This window comes from Luteimonas galliterrae (assembly GCF_023374055.1).
GTDB classification, from domain to species: Bacteria; Pseudomonadota; Gammaproteobacteria; order Xanthomonadales; family Xanthomonadaceae; genus Luteimonas_C; species Luteimonas_C galliterrae.
Genome location: NZ_JAMBEP010000001.1, coordinates 1,046,147 through 1,067,521 on the forward strand (window position 1 = coordinate 1,046,147; position 21,375 = coordinate 1,067,521).

The 21,375-nt window shown below is 64.6% G+C and carries 22 protein-coding genes and 1 tRNA gene; 11 read left to right on the top strand and 12 right to left on the bottom strand.

From position 1 onward, the window contains the following. Window positions 1–29: 29 nt before the first annotated feature. The gene (locus M2650_RS04720) at window positions 30–1,286 is read left to right on the top strand and encodes a dicarboxylate/amino acid:cation symporter (RefSeq protein ID WP_249471872.1); all 1,257 of its coding nucleotides are present in this window, start codon (window positions 30–32) and stop codon (window positions 1,284–1,286) included. Window positions 1,287–1,306: 20 nt separating this feature from the next. Here M2650_RS04720 and M2650_RS04725 read toward each other — a convergent pair whose 3' ends face one another. The 3 genes from M2650_RS04725 to M2650_RS04735 all read right to left on the bottom strand — a co-directional run bounded on the left by M2650_RS04725 (window position 1,307) and on the right by M2650_RS04735 (window position 3,694). Beyond that, a complete protein-coding gene (locus tag M2650_RS04725) occupies window positions 1,307–2,170 on the bottom strand; it encodes an acid phosphatase (protein WP_249471873.1) in 864 nt (287 codons plus the stop codon). Between the two features lie 656 nt (window positions 2,171–2,826). After that, window positions 2,827–3,219, bottom strand: coding sequence for a hypothetical protein (locus M2650_RS04730; RefSeq protein ID WP_249471875.1), 393 nt, complete (start codon window positions 3,217–3,219; stop codon window positions 2,827–2,829). 399 nt (window positions 3,220–3,618) lie between these two features. Further along, window positions 3,619–3,694, bottom strand: a tRNA-Ala gene (locus M2650_RS04735). Window positions 3,695–3,872: 178 nt separating this feature from the next. On the opposite strand from M2650_RS04735, the gene M2650_RS04740 reads away from it, so the two are divergent. From M2650_RS04740 to M2650_RS04770, 7 genes are all read left to right on the top strand, one after another. Then, window positions 3,873–4,133 (top strand): Arm DNA-binding domain-containing protein, encoded by a 261-nt coding sequence (locus M2650_RS04740; RefSeq protein WP_249471879.1) that lies wholly within the window; start codon window positions 3,873–3,875, stop codon window positions 4,131–4,133. Window positions 4,134–4,220: 87 nt separating this feature from the next. Next, window positions 4,221–5,168: an alpha/beta fold hydrolase gene (locus M2650_RS04745; RefSeq protein ID WP_249471881.1), complete on the top strand. Its 948-nt coding sequence runs from the start codon at window positions 4,221–4,223 to the stop codon at window positions 5,166–5,168. Between the two features lie 101 nt (window positions 5,169–5,269). Continuing rightward, window positions 5,270–5,725: a helix-turn-helix transcriptional regulator gene (locus M2650_RS04750; RefSeq protein ID WP_249471883.1), complete on the top strand. Its 456-nt coding sequence runs from the start codon at window positions 5,270–5,272 to the stop codon at window positions 5,723–5,725. Between the two features lie 29 nt (window positions 5,726–5,754). Next, window positions 5,755–6,165: a VOC family protein gene (locus M2650_RS04755; RefSeq protein WP_249471885.1), complete on the top strand. Its 411-nt coding sequence runs from the start codon at window positions 5,755–5,757 to the stop codon at window positions 6,163–6,165. A gap of 98 nt (window positions 6,166–6,263) precedes the next feature. Further along, entirely contained in the window at window positions 6,264–6,491 is a 228-nt protein-coding gene (locus M2650_RS04760; RefSeq protein WP_249471887.1) for a hypothetical protein, read from the top strand. Between the two features lie 53 nt (window positions 6,492–6,544). Further along, a complete protein-coding gene (locus M2650_RS04765; protein WP_249471889.1) occupies window positions 6,545–7,066 on the top strand; it encodes an iron chaperone in 522 nt (173 codons plus the stop codon). 179 nt (window positions 7,067–7,245) lie between these two features. Beyond that, window positions 7,246–7,872 carry a DUF4136 domain-containing protein gene (locus M2650_RS04770; RefSeq protein ID WP_249471892.1) on the top strand — a complete coding sequence of 209 codons (627 nt, stop codon included), beginning with the start codon at window positions 7,246–7,248 and terminating at the stop codon, window positions 7,870–7,872. A gap of 7 nt (window positions 7,873–7,879) precedes the next feature. On the opposite strand, the gene M2650_RS04775 is transcribed toward M2650_RS04770, so the two are convergent. The 6 genes from M2650_RS04775 to M2650_RS04800 all read right to left on the bottom strand — a co-directional run bounded on the left by M2650_RS04775 (window position 7,880) and on the right by M2650_RS04800 (window position 13,979). Further along, window positions 7,880–10,135: a patatin-like phospholipase family protein gene (locus tag M2650_RS04775; RefSeq protein ID WP_249471895.1), complete on the bottom strand. Its 2,256-nt coding sequence runs from the start codon at window positions 10,133–10,135 to the stop codon at window positions 7,880–7,882. A 261-nt stretch (window positions 10,136–10,396) separates the two neighbouring features. Next, window positions 10,397–10,933 (bottom strand): DUF4136 domain-containing protein, encoded by a 537-nt coding sequence (locus M2650_RS04780; protein ID WP_249471898.1) that lies wholly within the window; start codon window positions 10,931–10,933, stop codon window positions 10,397–10,399. 156 nt (window positions 10,934–11,089) lie between these two features. Then, window positions 11,090–11,680 (bottom strand): DUF6515 family protein, encoded by a 591-nt coding sequence (locus M2650_RS04785; protein ID WP_249471901.1) that lies wholly within the window; start codon window positions 11,678–11,680, stop codon window positions 11,090–11,092. Continuing rightward, complete coding sequence (locus tag M2650_RS04790) at window positions 11,677–12,489, bottom strand: DUF2092 domain-containing protein (RefSeq protein WP_249471904.1); 813 nt, start codon at window positions 12,487–12,489, stop codon at window positions 11,677–11,679. The genes M2650_RS04785 and M2650_RS04790 overlap by 4 nt, the downstream gene beginning before the upstream one ends. A gap of 192 nt (window positions 12,490–12,681) precedes the next feature. Next, the gene (locus M2650_RS04795; RefSeq protein WP_249471906.1) at window positions 12,682–13,041 is read right to left on the bottom strand and encodes a DUF1622 domain-containing protein; all 360 of its coding nucleotides are present in this window, start codon (window positions 13,039–13,041) and stop codon (window positions 12,682–12,684) included. Then, window positions 13,038–13,979, bottom strand: a complete 942-nt coding sequence (locus M2650_RS04800) for a formylglycine-generating enzyme family protein (protein WP_249471908.1) — start codon at window positions 13,977–13,979, stop codon at window positions 13,038–13,040. The genes M2650_RS04795 and M2650_RS04800 overlap by 4 nt, the downstream gene beginning before the upstream one ends. Window positions 13,980–14,405: 426 nt before the next feature. Between M2650_RS04800 and M2650_RS04805 the strand changes: the two genes are divergently transcribed. Further along, the gene (locus M2650_RS04805; RefSeq protein WP_249471910.1) at window positions 14,406–15,572 is read left to right on the top strand and encodes a hypothetical protein; all 1,167 of its coding nucleotides are present in this window, start codon (window positions 14,406–14,408) and stop codon (window positions 15,570–15,572) included. A 5-nt stretch (window positions 15,573–15,577) separates the two neighbouring features. Here M2650_RS04805 and M2650_RS04810 read toward each other — a convergent pair whose 3' ends face one another. The 3 genes from M2650_RS04810 to M2650_RS04820 form a co-directional block, all read right to left on the bottom strand. Next, entirely contained in the window at window positions 15,578–15,988 is a 411-nt protein-coding gene (locus M2650_RS04810) for a response regulator (protein WP_249471912.1), read from the bottom strand. A gap of 144 nt (window positions 15,989–16,132) precedes the next feature. Continuing rightward, the gene (locus M2650_RS04815; protein ID WP_249471916.1) at window positions 16,133–16,789 is read right to left on the bottom strand and encodes a response regulator; all 657 of its coding nucleotides are present in this window, start codon (window positions 16,787–16,789) and stop codon (window positions 16,133–16,135) included. A gap of 272 nt (window positions 16,790–17,061) precedes the next feature. After that, on the bottom strand, window positions 17,062–18,033 hold the full coding sequence (locus tag M2650_RS04820; RefSeq protein ID WP_249471920.1) for a helix-turn-helix domain-containing protein: 972 nt from the start codon (window positions 18,031–18,033) through the stop codon (window positions 17,062–17,064). A 202-nt stretch (window positions 18,034–18,235) separates the two neighbouring features. Here M2650_RS04820 and M2650_RS04825 point away from each other — a divergent pair, with 202 nt between their 5' ends. Further along, window positions 18,236–19,807 (top strand): sensor histidine kinase, encoded by a 1,572-nt coding sequence (locus M2650_RS04825; RefSeq protein WP_249471922.1) that lies wholly within the window; start codon window positions 18,236–18,238, stop codon window positions 19,805–19,807. A 126-nt stretch (window positions 19,808–19,933) separates the two neighbouring features. After that, the gene (locus M2650_RS04830; RefSeq protein WP_249471925.1) at window positions 19,934–20,746 is read left to right on the top strand and encodes a transporter; all 813 of its coding nucleotides are present in this window, start codon (window positions 19,934–19,936) and stop codon (window positions 20,744–20,746) included. The last annotated feature ends 629 nt before the right edge of the window (window positions 20,747–21,375 follow it).

Below are 21,375 nucleotides of genomic sequence, written 5' to 3' on the forward strand. Positions count from 1 at the left end.
CCTGAAATCCTCTGCAGAAGGACGTTCGCATGTCGTTGACCACCCGCGTACTGCTGGCCTTGATCCTTGGCGCCGCCGGCGGCTTGCTGCTGGCGATGTGGGATCCGGTTGTCGCAATCCAGGCCGCCGACGCAGTGCAACCGATCGGACGCCTGTGGCTGAGCGCGCTGCAGATGACGGTGGTGCCGTTGGTCGTGGCGCTGGTGGTGATCGGCGTCAACACGGCGAGCAACGCCGCGGCCTCGGGCCGCACGGCGCGGCAGGCGATGATCGTGTTCATCGTGTTGCTGACCGCGGGCGCCGCCTTCACCGCGGTCGCTTCGGAATTCCTGCTGTCCTTGCTCCCGCACGACGCCGCGCTGGCCGAACGCCTGCAAGCCTCGTCGACGACGGCCGCCGCGGCGGCGCCGACTTCGTTGTCGGACTGGATCGCCTCGATCGTGCCCAGCAACGCCATCAACGCCGCCGCGCAGGGTGCGATGCTGCCGCTGGTGGTGTTCGCGCTGTTCTTCGGCTTCGCGTTGACCCGCATCGACGGCGAACGCCGCGGCCGCATGATCGATTTCCTGCAGACCATCGCCGACGCGATGATCGTGATCGTGCGCTGGGTGCTGTGGGCCGCGCCGCTGGGCGTATTCGCGCTGGTGTTCGCGGTGTGCGCGCGGGTCGGCCTGAGCATGATCAGCGCGCTGGGCTACTACATCGCACTACAGAGCGTGATCTACCTGTCGGTGACGCTGCTGATGTACCTGGTGGCGGCCTTCTTCGGCAACGTGCCCGTGCGGCGCTTCGCCGCCGGCATCCTGCCCGCGCAGGTGGTGGCGGCCAGTACGCAGTCCTCGCTGGCCTCGTTGCCGGCGATGATCGAGAGCGCACGCTCGCGGCTGGGTTATCCGTTGTCGGTCACCTCGCTGGTGCTGCCGATGGCGGTATCGCTGTTCCGGATCAACAGTCCGGTGCAATACATCAGCGTGATCGCGTTCATCGCCTGGGTGTTCGGCACCGACCTGAGCGTGGCGCAATACGCGGTGGCGGTGGCGCTGTCGGTGGTGATCAGCATGGGCTCGGTCGGCCTGCCCGGCCAGGCCAGCTTCATGGCCACCAACATGCCGGTGACGCAGGCGATGGGCCTGCCGGTGGAGCCGTTGGGCATCCTGCTGGCGGTCGATACGATTCCCGACGTGTTCGCCACGCTCGGCAACGTCACCGCGGACCTGACGGCGACCGGGGTTGTCGCCAAGGGCGCGCCGCCGGATATCGCGCCCGATCAGACGACCGAGACCTGAAACCGGGCTAGCTCCCGCTTTTAGAGCGCGCCGGGAATTTTGATCGCCAATGCCGCCGCTTCCGACGCGCAGTCCCGACCGGGCGCAACGCTGCGCCGTCGAACCGCTTCGATCTCGCGGCTAGCGGCGTTCATGTCGGCGTTGAACGCAGCTTCCGAATGCAACTTGGCGACCGTGGCCGATGCGATAGCGCGGCCCTCGATCACATCGCTCGACCAATGCGCATTGCAGACCAGCCGGCTCTCGCCGAAGGAACGGCCGCGCGCCAACAGCGCGTCGGCGCGCGCCGGCGCCAGTTGCGCCAGGATCAGGGCCCATGCCCATCCGACCGAAGTGTGGCCGGAGGGATAAGAGCCGTCGTTGCGCAGCATCGCTTCGTCGGCCGGCGCGCAGGTTCCTTCCCCATAGTGGACGAAAGGACGCGTACGACTGTATTCGTCTTTGGCGCCGTAAGTGGCGAGCCCGGCGTCGGTCATGGCGCGCTTCAACAGCAAGTAGAGGCGCGGCGTATCCTGTTGCGAGATAGGCGCGCCGAGCGCGCAGGCGAATGCGTTGGGGGCGTGCGGAAAAGCCAGATCGGCGTCGGCGGCGGCCAGCGCATAACGCGATGTGCCGTGAAGTCTTTGCGACGCGCGGCTCACCGCTTGGTCCTGCCTGAAACCGGCCGAACCCGGCGGCGGCGGCGGCGGCAACAGCAAAAGGCTGTCGGGCACGCGATGGCCGAGATAGCCTGCGGGCACGCCCGGACGGATCTCGGGCACCGACGCCAGCGCGTCCTTGCTGCGGGCGCTCGGCGGCGTCGATGCGCAGCCTGCGAAGGTCGCCAGGACGATCGATAGCCCCGCCGCAATGGGCGGATTGCACGACCGGCGCGAATGGTTCATAAGCCGTACCTTGGAGCGCTTGCTTTCGAACGGCCAAGCGGGTACCGCGAAGTCTGCCGTTGCGGCACAGCGGAGGCGACCGAAAAAACCACTTCGCGCGATGCGTAAATGTACGCACCCCTCGGGCGGACGGCGGCCCTTACCGGGGTTGCGCCACGCCACCGGCTGGCGCGGCCGGGCGCGGCTCGCTAGAATTGCCCGCATGGGGCGGTAGCTCAGCTGGGAGAGCGTCGCGTTCGCAATGCCGACCTGAGCTGTCGATCGATTTCCGAATCCCCTACCCGATCAAGAACTTGACCGACACCCGCCGTGCGCGGGTGTTTTCGTAACTGGGTCATAAGCCGGGCTCGTTGCGCTGCGCTGTAATCGAGGACGACCCTCGGTTACACGAACTGAACCTACAAGCAAGCGCTGGAAACATCCCATAACCGAACTACCGCGCCTCCAAGGCACGAGCGGCTCATCCGTGTGGGAAATCAGAGAGCCTGCACCTGGGCAACCAACCGGGCTGTTCTCGACATAGGCATATGTATTCAGCGAAAGGGTCCAGAGGACGTTTTGACTTCTGCCCCCATTTCTACGCCAGGAGCCACGCGAGCCGCCAACTTCGACCCTGGCAAATGATTCGCTCCGCGCGACAAACCGCCCGCTCTGGGCTATCGCTTATAAATCCACCTTCCTCCGAAATAGCTAAACAATCCCGTCAGGCCGTGAAACCTAATGGCATTGCGGCTTCCTTGCGTGCCATTCTCGGAAAAGTAAGCGGCCATCAGGACAAGAGTGCCGCACAGCAACACCGCGCTGATTATGCTCAACTGCGGATTTTTCACACGTGCTTTCCAATCTCCAGTTATCAACATGCGGTGATAGGCGGGAGTGCAGAAGGCGAGACCCACGATGGAAAACGCGACCGCAGCGGCAACCGCGTGCACTTTCTGCGTTGCCTCGGAGGCACCGAAAGTCGGTAGTAAAGCTACGAAGTAACAATAGGCCCCGATCAACCAAGCCATAGTAATAAGAGTGAAGCGGACCATCATTTTGTTGTGCATGTGCACTGCTCCAATCGTTCATTCAGGCCAACCAGCCCGGTCCCAATGCCTATCACAGCTAGACCCTGCTGAATCGTCTCAGCCATCGCCGAGAACGGCAGCCAGACGGCCATCGCGGAGTCGCTCGACGCCTCCTGCCGATGGCGGCGCGCTCCCTCGCCGCGCTCGAGCGCCACTTCGGCGTCGCAGCTGAAAGGCGCCACGCGCGCATCCACCGACCGACGAGGGCGCGCGGTGCCTGGGACGCTGCCGCGTCATTCTCGCCGCGATGCCGCGCATCCCGGAGCATCATCAAAATGCTCACCTCGCCTCGGCCGCTCGTGCAGCCCTCAGCGTCGTCGTGCCCAATGAAAAAGCCCCGCAGACCAAGGTCCGCAGGGCATTTGCAAGTCTTTGAATTGGTGGAGCGGAAGGGGATCGAACCCTCGACCTTCGCATTGCGAACGCGACGCTCTCCCAGCTGAGCTACCGCCCCATGCCGGCGATTCTAGCGAGCCGGGCCCGGGCGCGCCAGCCGGCGACACGAGGATCGGTGGGCTGGAATTGGCTGGGCCACCGAGCTCTGAGACTACCGATGCGGATGATCCTCACCGGGCACCGTTTCTGCGGCCGTCCTACTTTGCACTTAAGGCCCACTTAAGGAACCCAGTGCAATGCGCGCCCAGCTCACCAAAAAGCTCGTCACATCGGCTCAGCCCCAGGATCGTCCCTATGAGCTCAGGGATATCAGCATCCCGGGGCTGATCTTTCGGGTCCAGCCTTCAGGGTACAAGGCCTGGATCATTGAATGGTCGCGTGGGAAGCGTCGTACGCTCGGGGCGTTCGGGCATCTGACGCTGGAGCAGGCTCGGGCGCATGCCGCCCAGGCGATCCGCAAGAAGGTCTCCATCGCAACAAGCTTGCCCATTGCCTAAGGCCACAGCTATTTATTCAGTGGCTGAATCAGTGTATTGCCTGCCGTCTCATTTATTCGATCGCGCGAAAGTGATATAGACGCGCTTATGAAAACGTTCCTCACGTGGGTAGGCGTTGTAGCGAGTGTGCCCGTGGCGCTGGCGGGCGTGGGTATCTGCATGGCATGGGCGCCGGATCGCCCGGTCGACACGCTCAAGGCGCGTTGGGCTCCGGCGCCTTCGAAATTCATCGACATCAATGGCATGAAGGCGCACGTGCGCGATGAAGGGCCGCGCGACGACCGCCTGCCCATCGTGCTGCTGCACGGCACCTCGGCCAGCCTGCACGCCTGGGATGGCTGGGTCGCCGCGCTCAAAGAGCGGCGTCGCGTGATCCGTGTCGACATGCCGGGCTTCGGCCTGACGGGCCCGACGCCCGATGGCAAGTACAACATCGGCATCTACACCGATTTCGTAGCCAGGCTGATGGACCAGATGGGCGTCGAACAGGCCGTGGTGGCGGGCAACTCCTTCGGCGGTTATGTAGCCTGGAAGATGGCTATCGACCATCCCCAGCGCGTGAGCAAACTGATCCTGATCGATGCCGCTGGGTATTACTACAAAGCGCAGTCCATGCCGATCGCCTTCAAGCTCGCGCAGATCCCGGCGCTCAAGCCCCTCATGGCTAACCTGCTGCCTCGCCGCATGATCGAGTCCAGCGTGCGCAACGTGTACGGCGACCCATCGCGCGTCACGCCCGAACTGATCGACCGCTATTACGAGCTGACCTTGCGCGAGGGCAACCGCGCCGCGCTGCGTGGCCGGTTCGCGCAAAGCAAGGGTGGCGAATTCGAAGCCCAGATCAAGCAAGTCAAGCAGCCGACGCTGATCATCTGGGGCGGGCAGGACAAGTTGATCCCGCCCGACACCGCCGACCGCTTCCATAAGGACATCGCCGGCAGCCGCTTGGCCGTGTTCGATGGCCTGGGCCATGTGCCTCACGAGGAAGACCCGAAGGGTACCGTCGCAGCCGCACAGGCTTTCCTGGCGCTATGACATCGCCGCCGTACGCGACGGAGACCTGAAAGTTCGTATTTTCCGGGGCTTTTTGGTATTTTCGCGCCTGGTTCACCCCCCCGGTGCGACATGGCAGGATCATGCAGGTGAACGGCATCTCCGCCGAAGCGCTGCACCTTCGCGACCTCGCCCGCCTGCGCCGCGTGCGGGACCGGATCGACCGCGAGTACGCGCGGCCGCTGGACGTCGAGGCGCTCGCCCGCGGCGCGCACATGTCGGCCGGGCATCTCAGCCGGCAATTCAAACTCGCTTACGGCGAGTCGCCCTACAGCTATCTGATGACGCGGCGCATCGAGCGCGCGATGGCGCTGCTGCGCTGCGGCGACCTCAGCGTCACCGAAACCTGCTTCGCGGTCGGCTGCTCGTCGCTGGGCACCTTCAGCACGCGCTTCACCGAGCTGGTCGGCGTGCCGCCTAGCGTCTATCGGCAGCAGGCGGCATCGGCGACGGCGGGAATGCCCTCCTGCGTGGCCAAACAAGTGACCAGACCGATCAGGAATCGAGAAGCGCCGGCTACCCAGCCTGACCTAGCATGACAGCTCCACCCGCACCCAGGACGACTGCCATGAACCTCACCATCCACTCGAGTTTCCTCCCGCACGACGATCCGGACGCGACGCTGGCCTTCTATCGCGACACACTGGGCTTCGAAGTCCGCAAGGACGTCGGCTACAAGGGCATGCGCTGGATCACGGTCGGCCCCGTCGGCCAGCCCGATACGAATATCGTCCTGCACCCCCCGGCGGCCACGCCCGGCATCACCGACGACGAGCGCCGCACCATCGCCGAGATGATGGCCAAAGGCACCTATGCGATGCTCATCCTGGCCACCGCCGACCTCGACGGCACTTTCGAGCGCGTGCAGGCCAGCGGCGCCGAGGTCGTGCAAGAACCTACCGACCAGCCGTACGGGATTCGCGACTGCGCTTTCCGCGACCCTTCCGGCAACCACATCCGCATCAACGAAATGCGCTGAGCCGTTCGACGATCGTCTTGTCGAATCCGGCAAGAACTGCCTGTGCGTCCATCCCGGCAAATCACCGACCCGTGCAGTACGTCTCCATAGGAGGTTTCATGAACTGGAACAAGTGGATCAGGCAGTTCCACCGCTGGATGTCCATCCTCTTCACATTGACGGTGGTCGTCACTTTCATCGCCCTGACGCGGGAAAATCCGGTCGTCTGGGTATCCTACGTGCCGTTGTTCCCGCTCGCGTTGCTGTTCGTCACCGGCCTGTACTTGTTCGCCCTGCCCTATGTCCTCAAACGGCGCGGCGGCGAACGCGCGACTGGCGAAGCTTGATGCGGGACTAGCACGCCGGATCGCCCAACGAATCACGATAAGGAATGCAAAAAATGGCCAAGACCGCCAGTAGAACCAACAAGACCGCCAAGCAGGCGACCAAGAAGACCACGAAGAAATCCGTCAAGAACGCGGCTGCGACAAGCAAGGCATCCAAGGGGTTCACGGACGAAGAACGCGCAGCGATGAAGGAGCGTGCCCAGGAGCTGAAGGCGGAGGCGCGCCGCGGCGCGAACAGGGCGGCCGGGGAAAAAGACGTACTCGCGGCGATCGCCGCAATGCCGCCACCGGACCGCACGATCGCCAAGCAACTCCATGCGATCGTCAAAGCCAATGCGCCGGACCTGTCGCCCAAGACCTGGTACGGGATGCCCGCGTACGCCAACGGCGATGGCAAGGTGGTTTGCTTCTTCCAAGCCGCGGACAAGTTCAAATCGAGGTATGCGACGTTCGGCTTCAACGACAAGGCGAACCTCGACGACGGCGCGATGTGGCCGACTTCCTTCGCGTTGAAGGAGTGGACTTCCGCGGTAGAGGCGAAGATCGGCGCGCTGGTGAAGAAATCGGTGAGCTGAACGCCTTATGATCGTGCCGGATCAGCGTTTACACCGAAGCGGCATACGTAGAAATACGGTTGTGCCGCCTCGAACGCGCGCCTAAAAAGGGGCTACCGCTCTCGGAGCCTTGCGGGTGTGCAGCCATGGGCCTTCTCTGGCATGAACCCGGCGGATCAGGGCTGGAGATCCGATCCGCCGTGTTACGGAAAGCATACGCCCAGTCGCTCGTCTTCGCGCTCGGCCTTTCGGCAGGGCCGAGCGCCGTTGCGCAGACGCCGACCGAGATCACCGTTTCCAAAGCCGCCACGTCCCTGCCCGGACCGCGGTACGCATGGATTGCGATGCCGCAACGCCTGAAAGCCGAAGCCGACATCCGCGTGCAGGACCTGCAACTGCGGGCCCGGATCCAATCGGCTGTCGACAAGGCGCTGCAGGCGAAAGGCTATCGTTTGGCGGACAACGCTTCGCAAGCCGATTTCCAGGTGGCGTACCGGGTCGGCGTGCTCGATGCGCAAAGCGCGAAGATCGAAGACGCCGGACCCGCGTCGGCGCCCGAAGCGGCGATCGAATGCCGCCAGGGCGGCTGCTCGCAGATCATCACCCGCGGCGGCGACGGCTCCCTGCAGATGCACGTCGAAACGACCGACTATGTCGAAGGCGGCCTGATGGTCGAAGTCCTCGAACCGGGTCAGATCCGCGTGCTGTGGCGCGCGCTTTACAAAGGCACCGTGCGCGGGCCCAAAGACGGCGCCCAGGCGCATCTGGACGCCATCGCGAGCCAAACGCTGACGCAGTTGCCCAAAGCGGGCGCGCCGACGGAATGAGCGGCTTTTACAGCGATTGCCCCAGTTCGATGAAGATGACGCCGTCGCCGCCCTCCTTCATGCCGTAGCCGAAGATCAGCGGACCCACCCAGGAATCGAAGCCGATGAACAGGCTGCCGTTGAAGATGCCGTCGTCCCAGGCCATGTCGCTGCGCCGTTGCCAGGCATTGCCATACTCTATGGTGGCGCCCACTTGCGCCGAGCGTCCCAATACGGTGCCGAGCTGGTACGAGTAGCCCAGGAACGCGAGCGCGTAGTTCTGGCCGGTGAGCTGGTTGTTCTGGAAACCGGCCAGCCGCCAACGTCCTCCGAGGCGGTACAGGCTCTGAAACGGCGCAACGCCGGAAGTGGTCACGTGGTATCTGGCGCCGAGCTGCACCGCATGCGCCCCGAAACTCTTCGCACCCACCGCATCGAAATCGGCCTGGTCGAACCGGGTGTCCGCACCCAGGCCTTCGCGCGACATGCGATAGCCCATGGCCATCAGGAAACCCTCGCGCGGAAAATACAGGCTGTCGATCGTATCGAGCCCGACCTGCGCGAGCGCCGCGCCTTCGTCGAAATCCACGTCCGGATTGCTGGGGTCGCCCACTTCCAGCCGCGCTCCACCGGTGAACCGCTCCAGCCCGAGCGAGAGCTGCAAGGCGTTGGAAACGTTCCGCGAGAACAGGGCCCTGGCACCGCTGCGTTCGGCGCGGTAACGCTGCACCTTGTTGCCGAAGTCGTCGAAGAGGTTGAAGTTCGCCGTTTCGTACCCGCCCCGGAACTCGGCGACGTAGCGGCTTCTATAGTCGAACGGATGGTAATACTCGCCGGTCAGCGCCGGCTCGCTTCCCAATTGCAGGAGCACGCGCGCCTCCGCGCCGTAGCGCGAGATCGGCGAAAACAGCAGCCCTGCCCTCAGGTTGGATTCGTGGTTTCCCTTCAGGTCGTCGCTGAGCGTCAGGCCGGCCTGCACATAGCTGGGGCCGTGCGGCTTTTCGTAGGCCTTGATATCGACTTCGGCGGCGCCGTCCACGCCCGTCACGTCGTAAGTGATGCTGGAAAGCGTACCCAGGCCGTAGGCATTGATGATGCCCTTGCGCATCTGCACGGCGTCGAGCGGCTCGCCGACCTTGACCGGCAGGTAGGACAACAACACCTCGTCGGCATAGCCGGTGTGGTTCTCGAAGCGTATCGCCGATATCCGCGGCGGTTCGAAAGGCGTGAACTTGTGCCGCGCCTCGAAGCGCGCGTACTGGTCGGGCGCCACGGACAACGGCGCCAACGCGGCGCTGGCGGCGTCGGCCGCGGCCTGGCCGATCTGCAGCGCCAGGTCCGCTTTCTCGAAATCGCCGGTGGAGACCTGCCCGGTCAGGTCGGGCGTGATCAGCACGTCCGACGGGCCCAGCGTCGCCAGCTGGCGAGCGGCGCTGCCGGTGGTCAGGAAGCCGCTCATCTGGTCCAGCACGTCCACCAGGCTGGCATCGCGGTCCAACACCGACAACGGCGTGCCTACATCGACTGCGATGACGCGATCGGCGCCCATCTGGCGCACCACATCGATCGGCACCTGATCGGCCAGCCCGCCGTCGACCAGGATCTTTCCGTCGATCTCCACCGGCCGGAATATGCCCGGCAACGACATGCTCGCGCGCATCGCCATGGGCAGGCTGCCATCGCCTAGCACCACGTGCTTGCCGGTGTTGATGTCGGTCGCCACCGCACGGAACGGGATCGGCAAGCGATCGAAATCGCCGTTGATCCTGCCGCTGCCGGTTTGGTTCTCGAAGAATGCGATCAACCTTTCGCCCTCGCTGAAGCCGGGCGCGAGCTTCAGCCCCTTGCTGCCCTGGATGCCCACGCCGAGCGTCGCCAGGCGCGTGGCGTCCTCGTCCTTGCGGCGCAGCGAGCGGTCGCGGCGCGGAAGGCTGTCGGTGAACAGCTGCTTCCATTCGATGGTCTGCAGCAGCGCTTCGATCTCGCCCGCGTCTTTCCCGGTAGCGTAAAGCGCACCCACCAGCGCGCCCATGCTGGTGCCGGCGATGCAGTCGACCGGGATGCGCATCTCTTCCAACTTCTTGAGGATCCGCACGTGCGCGATGCCGCGCGCGCCGCCGCCGCCGAGCGCCAGGCCGATCCTGGGCCGCGTATCGCCGGGTTCCCGCACGCCGCAACTGCCGCTCGCCGCCGGGACATCGGCTGCGCGCTCCTGCGCCATGCAGGTCGCGGAAAGCGACATCAACATCGCAGCAAGCAGCAGCAAGGCGCACAGGCGGCGCATGGCGCTATCCGTTTGCATGCACACCTCTGGCCGGCGGAGAAATCCCCATTAAGGACGAATCCTACCGCTCGCCATGCCGATTAGGCATGGTGTCAGTCCGCTGGCGGATCGATCATCATCTTGCGCTCACGAGCGGCGCTCTTCTTCGGCCCACTCGCTATCCATGGCGCGCAGACAGCTGCGCGAGCCCGGCCCGACAGGCTGGGGGGCAGGAAGAGCCGGGCTCGCGACTTACACTTGGAATTCCGTGCGAGGCGGCATTCAAGGCGACGCCGCCGTACCGGGAGGAAACGCGGCGAACAGCTTGTCCAGGCCCGCTTCCACCGCCGCGTTCACTTTTTCCGGCGAATCGGGCACCGTGCTGCTGGCGGTTCCGCGCCAGACCGCCTGTTGGGTCTTGGCATCGAACATGTCGACGATCAACGTGCCGACATCGTAGGTGTGCACGGTGGTGGTGGAACTGCCCATCGCCATGCCGCCCCGCCAACCCCAACCGCCCATCGCGGTGCCGTTGTAGAACGTGTCCAGAGTTTGTTTTTGGCTAGTGGCGACATGCGCGGCCACCGCCACGTCGCCGCCGCTGGGCGATAGCGTCCAACCCTTGGCGCGCAGGCGCGCGTCGATCCCGTCCACGATCCGCTGCTGCACCAGCGGCGAGCCGCCCGTCGGCTTGGCCGCCCACGAATAGGTACGGTAGCTGGAGAAGTTCGCCGACGGATCGGCATCCGTATGGACCGTCGGCGTCGACGCGCAAGCCGACAGGACCATGGCCAGAACCGCCGTAGCTAGTGCCTTCATCGCGAGCCTCCGCCCTTGCCGGGCCTTTGTGGACGTATCGTGCCTAACGCTGCCAAAGCTATGCCCGGCCGCATCGCAAGTAATGCGAATAACTACGGTAATGCCGCCGGAAAACTTACCTAGGCGCGGCGCATGCGACGGCGCCGCTGGCTTCGATCACGGCGGATTAACGACCACGTACTGCACCGTCGTGCCCGAATAGCGCGGCTGGTACCAGGTGCTGCCGCACTGCGAGTAACCGATACCGTCGACGATCACGGTGGTGCAGCTGGGCGGCACCGAATAGACGATCGAGCCGATGACGGCCGAAGTGACCGCGACGCCGGCGGTCACCGCCGCTGCGGTGGCGAACGGGCGATCGTCCCAGTCGTTCCAATGGTCGTGGTCGTCGATATTCACATTGACGTTGCGGTTGATGTTGGTGTTGTTGTTGATATTGGTATTGCGGTTGACGTCTTGGTTAGCGCTGTAGTTCGCGGTGCGGCTTGCGTCGCTATTGATGCCGTGACCGCCATCGCCCGGCCGTGTGGCCGCCGATGGGTGGCCGCCGCTGCCGCTGCCTCGCATCGCCTGATGGTTGACGCTGGTGGGTGCCGATGCGCGCGCAGTCCCGGCATGCCCGCCGCCAACATGGCCGCCTGCGCGGCGTTGCGCTTCGGCCTGCGGCGATATCGCGCACAGCACCGGCGCCGACATCAGCATCGCCGCGGCAAGCAACCTCCAAGAGGTGCCGGTACGGATGTTCATGGCGCATCCTCCTCGACCACGGCGACATCCACCGGCACGAACACGATTTTGCTCGCGCCCTTGGGCGGCACGAAGCTGAAAGTGGATGCCGGGATCGCTTTCTTCGTGTCCCAGTTCAGGCGCGCCGCATACTGCGGGCGCGCTTCGTCGTCCAAGCTCGTGATCACCAGCTTGCGCGGCAGCGATGTCACCTTCGAAATCCATACCTGCCAGTCCACGCCCACCTGGCGAAAGGCGTACTGGTCGATAGCGTCGCCGCCCAACGTACCGGCGCCGACATAGCTGGCGCCTTTGATCGCGTCCCTGGGCGCGTATTCAGTGCCCCACAGGAACAGGTCCGCCAGCGGCAGCTCGATGCCGTAATCCTGCGACGCGCCCAGCACCATTTCACGCAACGACGCGTTCACGCCATCCATCGTCGCGTAGTACTTCAGACGCGGCGAGTAAACGGTCAGATCCTTGCCGTCGTAGAAGAACTGGCGTTGGCGCCGGTCGCTCTTGACCTCCGCAAAGAACTCGTTGGGTTGCCTGACCTTGTAGACCACGTCTCCGCCGAGCTGGATCTTCTCGCCGGATTCCAGCACGTATTCGATGCTGGTTTCCGAAGTCAACGAAAACTGCTTCAAGGCGCGCAACGCCGTACCCATCTTGTCCAGCGCGGCGAGCGCGGCCGGATCGATCGACGGCGGCATCGCAGCCTGAGCCGCAGGTTTATCCGGAGTTTCGCGGGCTTGCGCGGCCGCCGCCGCCGGCATGATCAGCGCCAGGCCCGCCAGCGCCAATCCCATCCATCTATTGTCGACAAGCATGGTCGTTCCTCCCGACACGGCGCGAACCGCGGATTGCGGCGACGGCGGGCTCGCGCAGGGCGCCGCGCCGGCAACTGGAATCAGAAGCTGATACAGCGGGACTGGAATTAGACATGGATGCCGGTCGGCGCCCTCGCGTGGCTTGCGCCTTAAACGTACCCATGCGGTCGTTTCGCACGAACCGATGCGCTCTCATGGCTTTGCTCCGGCGAGCGGCCGGCGTTCGCGCACCTCGACCAAATCCCGCTCCAGGAAGTAATTGAGGAAGGTGCGGATGACCGCAATCGCACCGAGTTGGCCGATGCTTTGCCAGGTGGGCGCGACCGACGATTCGATGATGTCCGCCGCCAGCTGGAACGTGAGGCCTGCGACCAGCCAGCGCGCATACGCCAACCAGACTTCGCGACGATCGGCACCCTGCCCGCCGCGACGGATCGCCAACCCGACCACGCCGATGAAGGCCTGCACAGTGCCGAACACGATCATCAGGTACGCCATCGCGTCGATGATGACCACCGTGGGCTCGGTCACCGCGGCCAACCAAGCGTTCACGGCGCCTCCGGCACGCGCACGACGCACCTGAAACCGAGGTGGCTGGTAGACGTGTCGATCGGCTGCGCCATGCGCGCTGCGGGCCGGTAGCGCCGGCAATAGTTCGGCGCGCACAGATGCGAGCCGCCCTTCATGACTTTGCGCGGGATCGTGACCTGCGGGTTTCTCGGATCGTAGCTGTCCTCGCGCGCGCCGCCGCGCGGATTGCGCAGCGTGCAGCACGCGTGTTGCGGAATGCGACTGTGGTCCTGGTACCAATCGGCGGTCCATTCCCAGACGTTGCCCGCCATGTCGTGCAAGCCGTAGCCGTTGGCGGGGAACGAACCCACCGGCGCGGTCCAGCGATGGCCGTCTTCATCCAGGTTCTGCCAGGGGAATTCGCCCTGCCAGGTGTTCGCCATCCATTTCCCGCCGGGATTGAGCTCGTCGCCCCAGCAGAATTCCGCGCCTTCCAGGCCGCCGCGCGCGGCGAATTCCCATTCCGCTTCGGTCGGCAGCGACTTTCCGGCCCAGGCCGCATACGCTTCGGCGTCTTCGAAAGCCACGTGAACGACGGGGTGGTCGTCGAGTCCTTCGATCGACGTGCCCGGCCCGCGCGGGCGGCGCCAATCCGCGCCCTGCACATAATTCCACCAGTTGTAATGATTGCGCAGGTCGACGCGCCCCGGCGGCGGCACGAACACCACCGACGACGGCGCCAGCAAGGCCGGATCGGCGCCGGGATAATCGGCGGGATCGGCCGCCTTCTCGGCCAGCGTCACGTGGCCGGTGGCTTCGACGAACCGCGCGAACTCGCGGTTGGTGACCGTGTGCCGGTCCATCCAGAAGGCGCCGACGCTGGCCTTGTGCGCGGGCTTCTCCTCGGGATAGTGCTCGTCCGAGCCCATCGTGAAGACGCCGCCGGGAATCATCGTCATGTTGTCGTTCGGTGCATTCAAGAGCGTCTCTCCGCTGGCGCCGTCAATCCGCGAAAACACGGTTCCAATCGTTCTTCATGCCGACTCGCCAGATGCGGTACTCGCCGCCGCGATCCAGCCCTCCTTTCAATGGACTCCGTTTGAAATCGCGGTCGCAGGCGAATTCGCGGTCCGCATCGTCGTGATGGAGGCTGCAGAAAGAACCGGAAGGCCAGCGGACCGTCCGTCCTCGCCATCAGATCCGTCCAGAAGCGGTGCACCAGGTCGGGCCCAGCGTCCATCGGCGTGCCTCTTGAGCTCGCCGTAGAGCTTCTGCCGCCGGTCCTGCACGCACAACAGAGATTCCCACCGTTCCGCCGTCAGTATTTTTACTGCGGCGCCGCGCGCGCGGCCGGCCGAAGATGCGTCCAGCCCTGCCGCCATGCCGGCGGAAGTCGCGGAGCTGCGATGATCAACGACAATTTCTCGCTGATGAAGGGCGGCCTGGTCTACCGATTGCTGTCGGCGATCGGCGCACTGCACCCCGGTACGCCGACGACGTCCTGGGTAGCCGCGATCCTGATCGGCATCGCCTTCCTGCCGCTGCTGGCCATCTCCACCTGGGAAGGCACGCTGCTGGGTCAGCATGCAGCCATGCCGCTGCTGGGCGACTACGCCGTGCTGAGCCGGTTCCTGTTGGCGATGCCGATGCTGATCCTGGCGGCGCCGTGGTCCGACAGGATCCTTCGCGGCGCCGCCCGCCAACTCGCGTATTCGGACCTGACGCGCCGCGGCCGCCGATCGTCGCTTGCAGCGATATTCGTCGCGATGCGCCGGCTCAGGGATTCCAACCTGCCCGAGCTGGTCTGCGTGGCGCTGGCGGTGCTGCCTTCGCTGGCTGCATTGGCCGTGCCCGGCGCCGCAACGGGGCATGCGGACTGGCGCATGTCGGATACCGGCTCGCTCAGCGCGGCCGGGCAATGGTTCAACGCCGTATCGGTGCCGGCCTTCAGGTTCGTCGCGCTGATATGGCTATGGAGATTTTGCCTGTGGGCTTATCTGTTGTGGCGGCTGTCCCGCATCGAACTGGATCTGCACCCCGCGCACCCGGACGGCGCCGGAGGCCTCGGTTTCCTCGGCTTGGCGCAGGAACGTTTCGGCGCGCTCTCGGCGGCGGGCGGGCTGGTTCTGCTCGGCTACTGCATCAACCGGATCCTCTATTACGGCGAAACCGTCGCAGGCCTGACCCATCTGTTGGCCGGCTACATCATCGGCTCCACGATGCTGCTCGTCGCGCCATTGCTGCTGTTGGCGCCGAGGATGATGGCGGCCAAGCGCCATGCGCTGATGAAATACGACGCCCTGGGCAACCGTACGGTCCGCGCGTTCGACCGACGTTGGCGCCGGGGCAGGCAAGCCGCGGACGCGGCGACGTTGCTGGACCAGGCAGACGCCTCGGGATTGGCGGATTTCACCAGCGTCTACGGTACGGTGCGCTCGATGTCGATCGTCCCCGTGACGCGCTGGAATCTGCTGTGGATCGCCGTGCACGGAGCGGTTCCGCTGACGCCGCTGATCTTCTTCGCGATGTCGGTGGACGAACTGGTGCGCAAGCTGTTCGGCATCCTGGCCTGAGCGGTTCAAGCCCTGTCGCCGGCGCTGCCGATCGACCCCGAAACGTAGGACTCCCCTGCGACCACGGCGTTGACCGCAGCCAGCAGATCCTCGCCGGCGACCGACTTGACTACGTAACCGCAGGGGCCGAGCTTCATCGCACGCTCGACCAGACGCCGGTCGGCATGGACCGTGATGAACACCACATGCAGGTCCGCTCGTTCGCGCCTGAGCTGGCGGATCGCCTCCAGGCCGTCCAGACCGGGCATGGAGATGTCGGTCACCACCACGTCCGGATTCATCCGGCGCGCGGCTTGGACCAGCGAAAAACCGTCTTCGACCATGCCGACGACGTCGAATTCCTTGGAGAGCAGCACAAGCAACTGCTTGGCCATCGCTGGACCGTCTTCCGCCAGAAGTACGCGCACGCGGCTCATGATGCTCGCAGGAGGTCCACCCGCCCGAATGTTGTTCCCAGACGGCGTTGGCCGACATAGGAAAACAACCGTACCGGGACAAGTAAATCTACTTGCGGCGCGGCCAGTGCCGCTCGCGCCCGGCCGCAGGCGCGGCTGCGCGGCTCAGGCGCCGATCAGGCCTTCCTGTTCCGCCTTGCGCACCAGCTCCACCGTGCCGTGCACGCCGAGCTCCTGCATGATGGCGTATTTGTGGGATTCGACGGTGCGCACCGACACGCCGAGCTCGTACGCGATCTGCTTGGAGCGCAGGCCCTTGGCGACGAACTGCAATATGCGGCGCTGCTTGTCGGTCAGGTTGTAATGCCGCCGTTCCGACGAAATGATGGCGTTCACCGCCAACGTCGGCGTGACGTAAGTGCGGCCGGCCACCACTTCCTGGATGGCGCGGACCAGTTCCTCGCCGGCCGAGCTCTTGAGGATGTAGCCGCTCGCGCCCGCCTTGACCGCTTCGGCGGCCACCACCGAATCAGAATGCATCGTCAGGAAAACGAAAGGCATCGCATATCCTTCTTCGTGCAGGATACGCATCGCATCGATGCCGTTGACGCCGGCCATGCTGATATCCGTCACAACGACATCGGGCCGCTCGCGGCGCACCGACGCGATCAGGTCCTCGCCGGAGGACACCAGTTCGACCGTCTCGAAGCATTCCAGCAGCAACCGTTCTACGCCTTGCGCCACCAGCAAGTGGTCGTCTGCGACGAGGACCCGCAGCGGCGAATGGCCGTATTGAAACGACTCTTCCAGCAAAGCACTCATGGCATACTCCCCCGCGAGCGTTACCCCGTAACCGGACTTGCTGCGATCGCCCCTGTTCGCTTCGCCTTGCCGCCGACGATACTACCTCCACCGCATTCCCGCCATCGCCGCAAGGCGAATGCCAATACACCGCGCTTGGTCGCATCCTGCCGGCGTTTCGTCGCAACGATCGCGGCGGCGTAGGTAAATCTACTTACGCGGTTCAAGTAGAGAACGCAGTCCGCGACAGGAACAGGCCGAGCCGCAGCAACGATATTCGTTGCCGGACGCGATCAGGCCCGCAGCGTATCGCGCGGATACTCTCCGAATATCTGCCGGTATTCGCTGGAGAAGCGGCTCAGGTGCCCGAAGCCCAGGCGCGAGGCGATGTCGGTGACCCGCTCCCCGTCCTCGGCCTGCAGCAGCGCCAGCCTGGCCGCATTGAGCCTGGCGATGTGGTGCCAGCGGCTGGGGCTCAGGCCATATGCTTCATGGAAGAGGCGCTCCACCCTGCGTTCGCCGATGCCCAGCAGCGTCGCGAGCGACCGGCTGTCGAACGGCCGGTCCAATTGCGCCTTTAGGAAGCACTCGGCCTTTCTGATCGTCTCGTCGCGCCGGCGGACCATCCATTCGCCTCGCGTCTGCAGACCCGGCGCAGAACGGTCGCCGCCCACCGCATCGAGGAAGGCGCCCAGCAGCAGCGAGCCTTGCGCTGCGACCCTGCCATCGTCGACCGTTGGCCCCCACCGCGAAGCGTCGTCGAGCACGGCGCGCACCGTGCGGCACAAAGCGTCCGACGCGCTCGGCGGAGTATCGTTGCAATACCAGCCGCTGATCGGAATCGCCAACGGCCTCCCCAACCGCCCCTCGGCCGCTTGCTGCAACCGTTCTCGTTCTATCAGCAGCACTGCCCAACGCCAGTCGCCGGGGCCGGGTCTGACGTTAAGCTCGCTGTCTTCGGCGAAAACCATCACCTGGCCGGCTTCGACGAGTTTTCCGTTGGCCCACATCGGATCCCTGCACGACAGGGCCAGGGCCAACGAGACCACGCCCTTGCCGAAACTGCCGCTGGCGAAGATGGGCAGCGAATAGGCACCGCTATCGAGGCTGAAATGCGGAAACACGACGCGCTGCAGGCAAGCCCGGAAATGCCCTGCCCCGAGCAGGCGTTGCTCGAAACGCGTATCGCGCACGGCGCCCAACAGGGCCTGCGCATCGAAACCGTCGACGACCGAGCGCTGATACAGGACAGACAGATCGACCATGCCGCTCCACCATTGGAAGACGGAATCCGGATAGCGACCGAGGCGGCAACCGGCATAGATTTCGCCGCGAGGGCATACAGCGTTCGTCCGGAAAGGTGAAGGACAAGTGAAATCCCGGCACACACCCGGCGTATCGAAGGCCGATTGGAGCGCCGGAGCTCTCTTGCGCGAGCGTTACGACTCGGCAGCTTTGGCGACCGCAATGGCCATAAGCAGCGCACAACGGCAACTGGCGACCGGCGCGGCGTTTTTCGGCGCCGGCTGTATCGCGCAATTGCTCTCGGTTGCGGCGTGGGCGCCGGCGCTTAAAGCCCACATGGTGTGGTTGCCCGGCGCGACGCTGCTGTGCGGCTTGCTGCTCTTGCCGCGCGCGCGATGGCCTGCCTGCCTGATCGGCTCGTTGCTGGGCGTGCTGGCGGTTTCGATGTTCCGCATTTCCGCGTGGGACGTGCTCGTGACGGTAGGCGGCGATTACCTGCTGGTCGCAGCGACCGCGGCGGTCTTGCTGCGATACCGCGACGGCCAGCGGCTGATGGAGAGTTTTGCCGACATCGGCCGCTTCATCCTGTTCGCCTGCCTGTTGTTGCCTGCGACGAGCGCCTGGTGGGTCACGACGCTCGCCCGCCGCAACGAGCTGAATCCCTACATCGGCGACTGGTTGAACGTAGCCTTGGCGCACAGCCTGGGCTACGTGCTGGTCGTTCCCGCCGTCGTGGGCATCGTGAGCGCGGCGAAGCAACCAGAGCGGAGGAATCCGGCGAGCACCGCCAGTTTCGTCGCCGTCGTCCTGCTCGCCGGCTTGCTTTGGCTGACCTGGAGCTTTCCCTGGGACGACATCATCGTGAAACGGCTGCTGATCCTGGCGCCGATTCCTTTTCTCGTGTGGGCGCTGGCCTCGTTCGGCATCGCAGGGGCGTCGGTCGCGATGCTGCTCGTCGCATTCCTGTGCATGCGGATGAGCGTGAACGGCTTCGGCCCGTTTGCAGCGCCCGATCTGGCGGAAACGATCCTGAGCGCGCAATTCTGGGCGATCGGGACCGCCATTTCGCTGCTGTTCCTTGCGGTGCTGGCGGAACAACGGACGACGAGCCGGTTGATGCTGAAGCGGGCCTACCAACGGCTGAGCAAGGTGACCGGACGCATGCTGGTGGTCCAGGAAGAGGAAAGGACCCGGATCGCAAGGGATCTGCACGACGACATCAACCAGTCGCTGGCCGCCGTCTCGATCCAGTTGAGCGCGATCAAGCGGGAACTCGGCCAGGCCCAGCGCGAATCGATCGACGAAATACAGGAACAGCTGATGTCGATTTCCAAGGACATCCGCGACATTTCGCATGAGTTGCACCCCAGCATCCTGCGCTTCACCGGCCTGGCCAGCGCGATCGAAGGCCTGTGCGAGAAGCACAACGCCAGCGGCGAACTGCGATTGCACTGCTCGACCCGAAATCTTCCGCCTTTGTCGGAGGCCCAGGAGCTCGGCTTGTTCCGGATCGTCCAGGAAGCGGTCAACAACATCGACAAGCATGCGCATGCCTCGCTCGCCCGCATCCTGCTCGAAGGCGATCGGGACGGGGTATCGCTCACCATCGAAGACAACGGCATCGGCTACGCGCCGGAGATCAAGCATGCGCCGCCGCCCAGCCTCGGGCTGATAAGCATGGAAGAACGCGCCAAGGCCTTGGGCGGAAATTTCGATATCGCACGCGGGCCTACGGGCGGCACGCGCGTCGAAGTCCGCTTCAGGGCCGGCGCGCAGCCGCACGGCGCCGACTGAGGCGCCAACGGCGCAGCTTCGGTAAAAATACCTATCCGAGTAAGGTGTAAATCCGCTTGTAGGCGCCTAAGCGGGCGGCGCAATGTCGGGCCGAGGCGTTTGATCGCCGCACGACAGGGAGCCCGCATGACGATCCGATTCCGCCGGCGATATGGATTGGCGATCGCGGCCATAGGCGCATACCCGGCCCTTGCGCATGCGCAGCAGGGCGCGGACGAACTCGCCAAACAGCTATCCAATCCGGTCGCCTCGCTGACCAGCGTGCCGCTGCAATACAACGCGGACTTCAAGCTCGGCTCCGAGGACGGCGCCAGGCAATACCTCAACATACAACCGGTGATCCCCAAACCGATCTCGGACGACTGGAACTTGATCGCGCGGGTGATCGTGCCGGTGATCTATCAGGACGACATCTTCGGCGATTCCGGCAGCCAATTCGGGCTGGGCGATACGACGCCGACGCTGTTCTTCTCGCCCAAGAAGCCCACCGCGAACGGCTGGATTTGGGGCGCGGGACCCGTCTTCTTGCTGCCTACAGCCACAGATGAACTCCTCGGTTCGGAAAAATGGGGGCTGGGCCCGAGCGCGCTGGCGCTGAAACAGACCCCGGGCGGCTGGACCTACGGCGCGCTGGTGAACCACATCTGGTCGGTCGCCGGCGATCACAACCGCGCCGATGTCAGCAGTACGTTCCTGCAGCCCTTCTTCGCCAAACAATTCCCGGGCGGCCGCACGTTGTCGTTCAACGTGGAATCGAGCTACGACTGGAAAGGCGAGAAATGGAACGCGCCGTTGAACGTGGGCTACGCCAAGGTCACGCGCTGGGGCGGCCAGATGCTGAGCCTGCAAGGCGGCGTGCGCTATTTCGCCGAAACGCCAGGCGACGGGCCCGATTGGGGCGTGAGGTTCACGCTCACTTTGCTGTATCCCAAGCATTGATCTTGTTTCGTTCTGTAGAGCGGAGCTTGCTCCGCTGCCTTGACTTGGGGGTTTGTCGCGACCTGCCGGCCGTCCCGGCCGGGGTTTCGTCCGCTCAAACCGCGGCCGAATGACCCTTCGGCACGCTCATGGCATGCTTTCTTTTTGTGGGCCCAAAAGAGAAGTCACCAAAGAAAAAAGGGGGGTGGAATGTTCTTGGCTACCGCTCGCCGGCCCTCGGGATTCCTCCCTCGCTTCGACATTCAGATTCGAGGCGATCGACAAGAATGCCTCCTTAGCGCAAATCCGCAAAAGCCACGTCACCACAATCGCGGCGAATCAAAATCTAATACCTGCGTAAGAAGGTCACCTACGACGACAGCAGGTCCGCTGGCGGACTTTCAGGTGCGACGCATCGCACCGCAGTTCAGGCCCTTTCTTGGGTTACTTTCTTTGGGCCAACAAAGAAAGTGACCCGCGCGCAGCGCGGAAGCTTTTTTCCATGGCGCGAGTCGTAGCGCAAGCCGCCAGGACGCGGGCCTGGATCCCGGCCTTCGCCGGGATGACGGCTTAGGGGCAACAGCAAGAGCAAGATGGGTCCCAGCGTTCGCTGGGATGACGGCTCAAGAGCGAACGACTTAAGAGCGAAC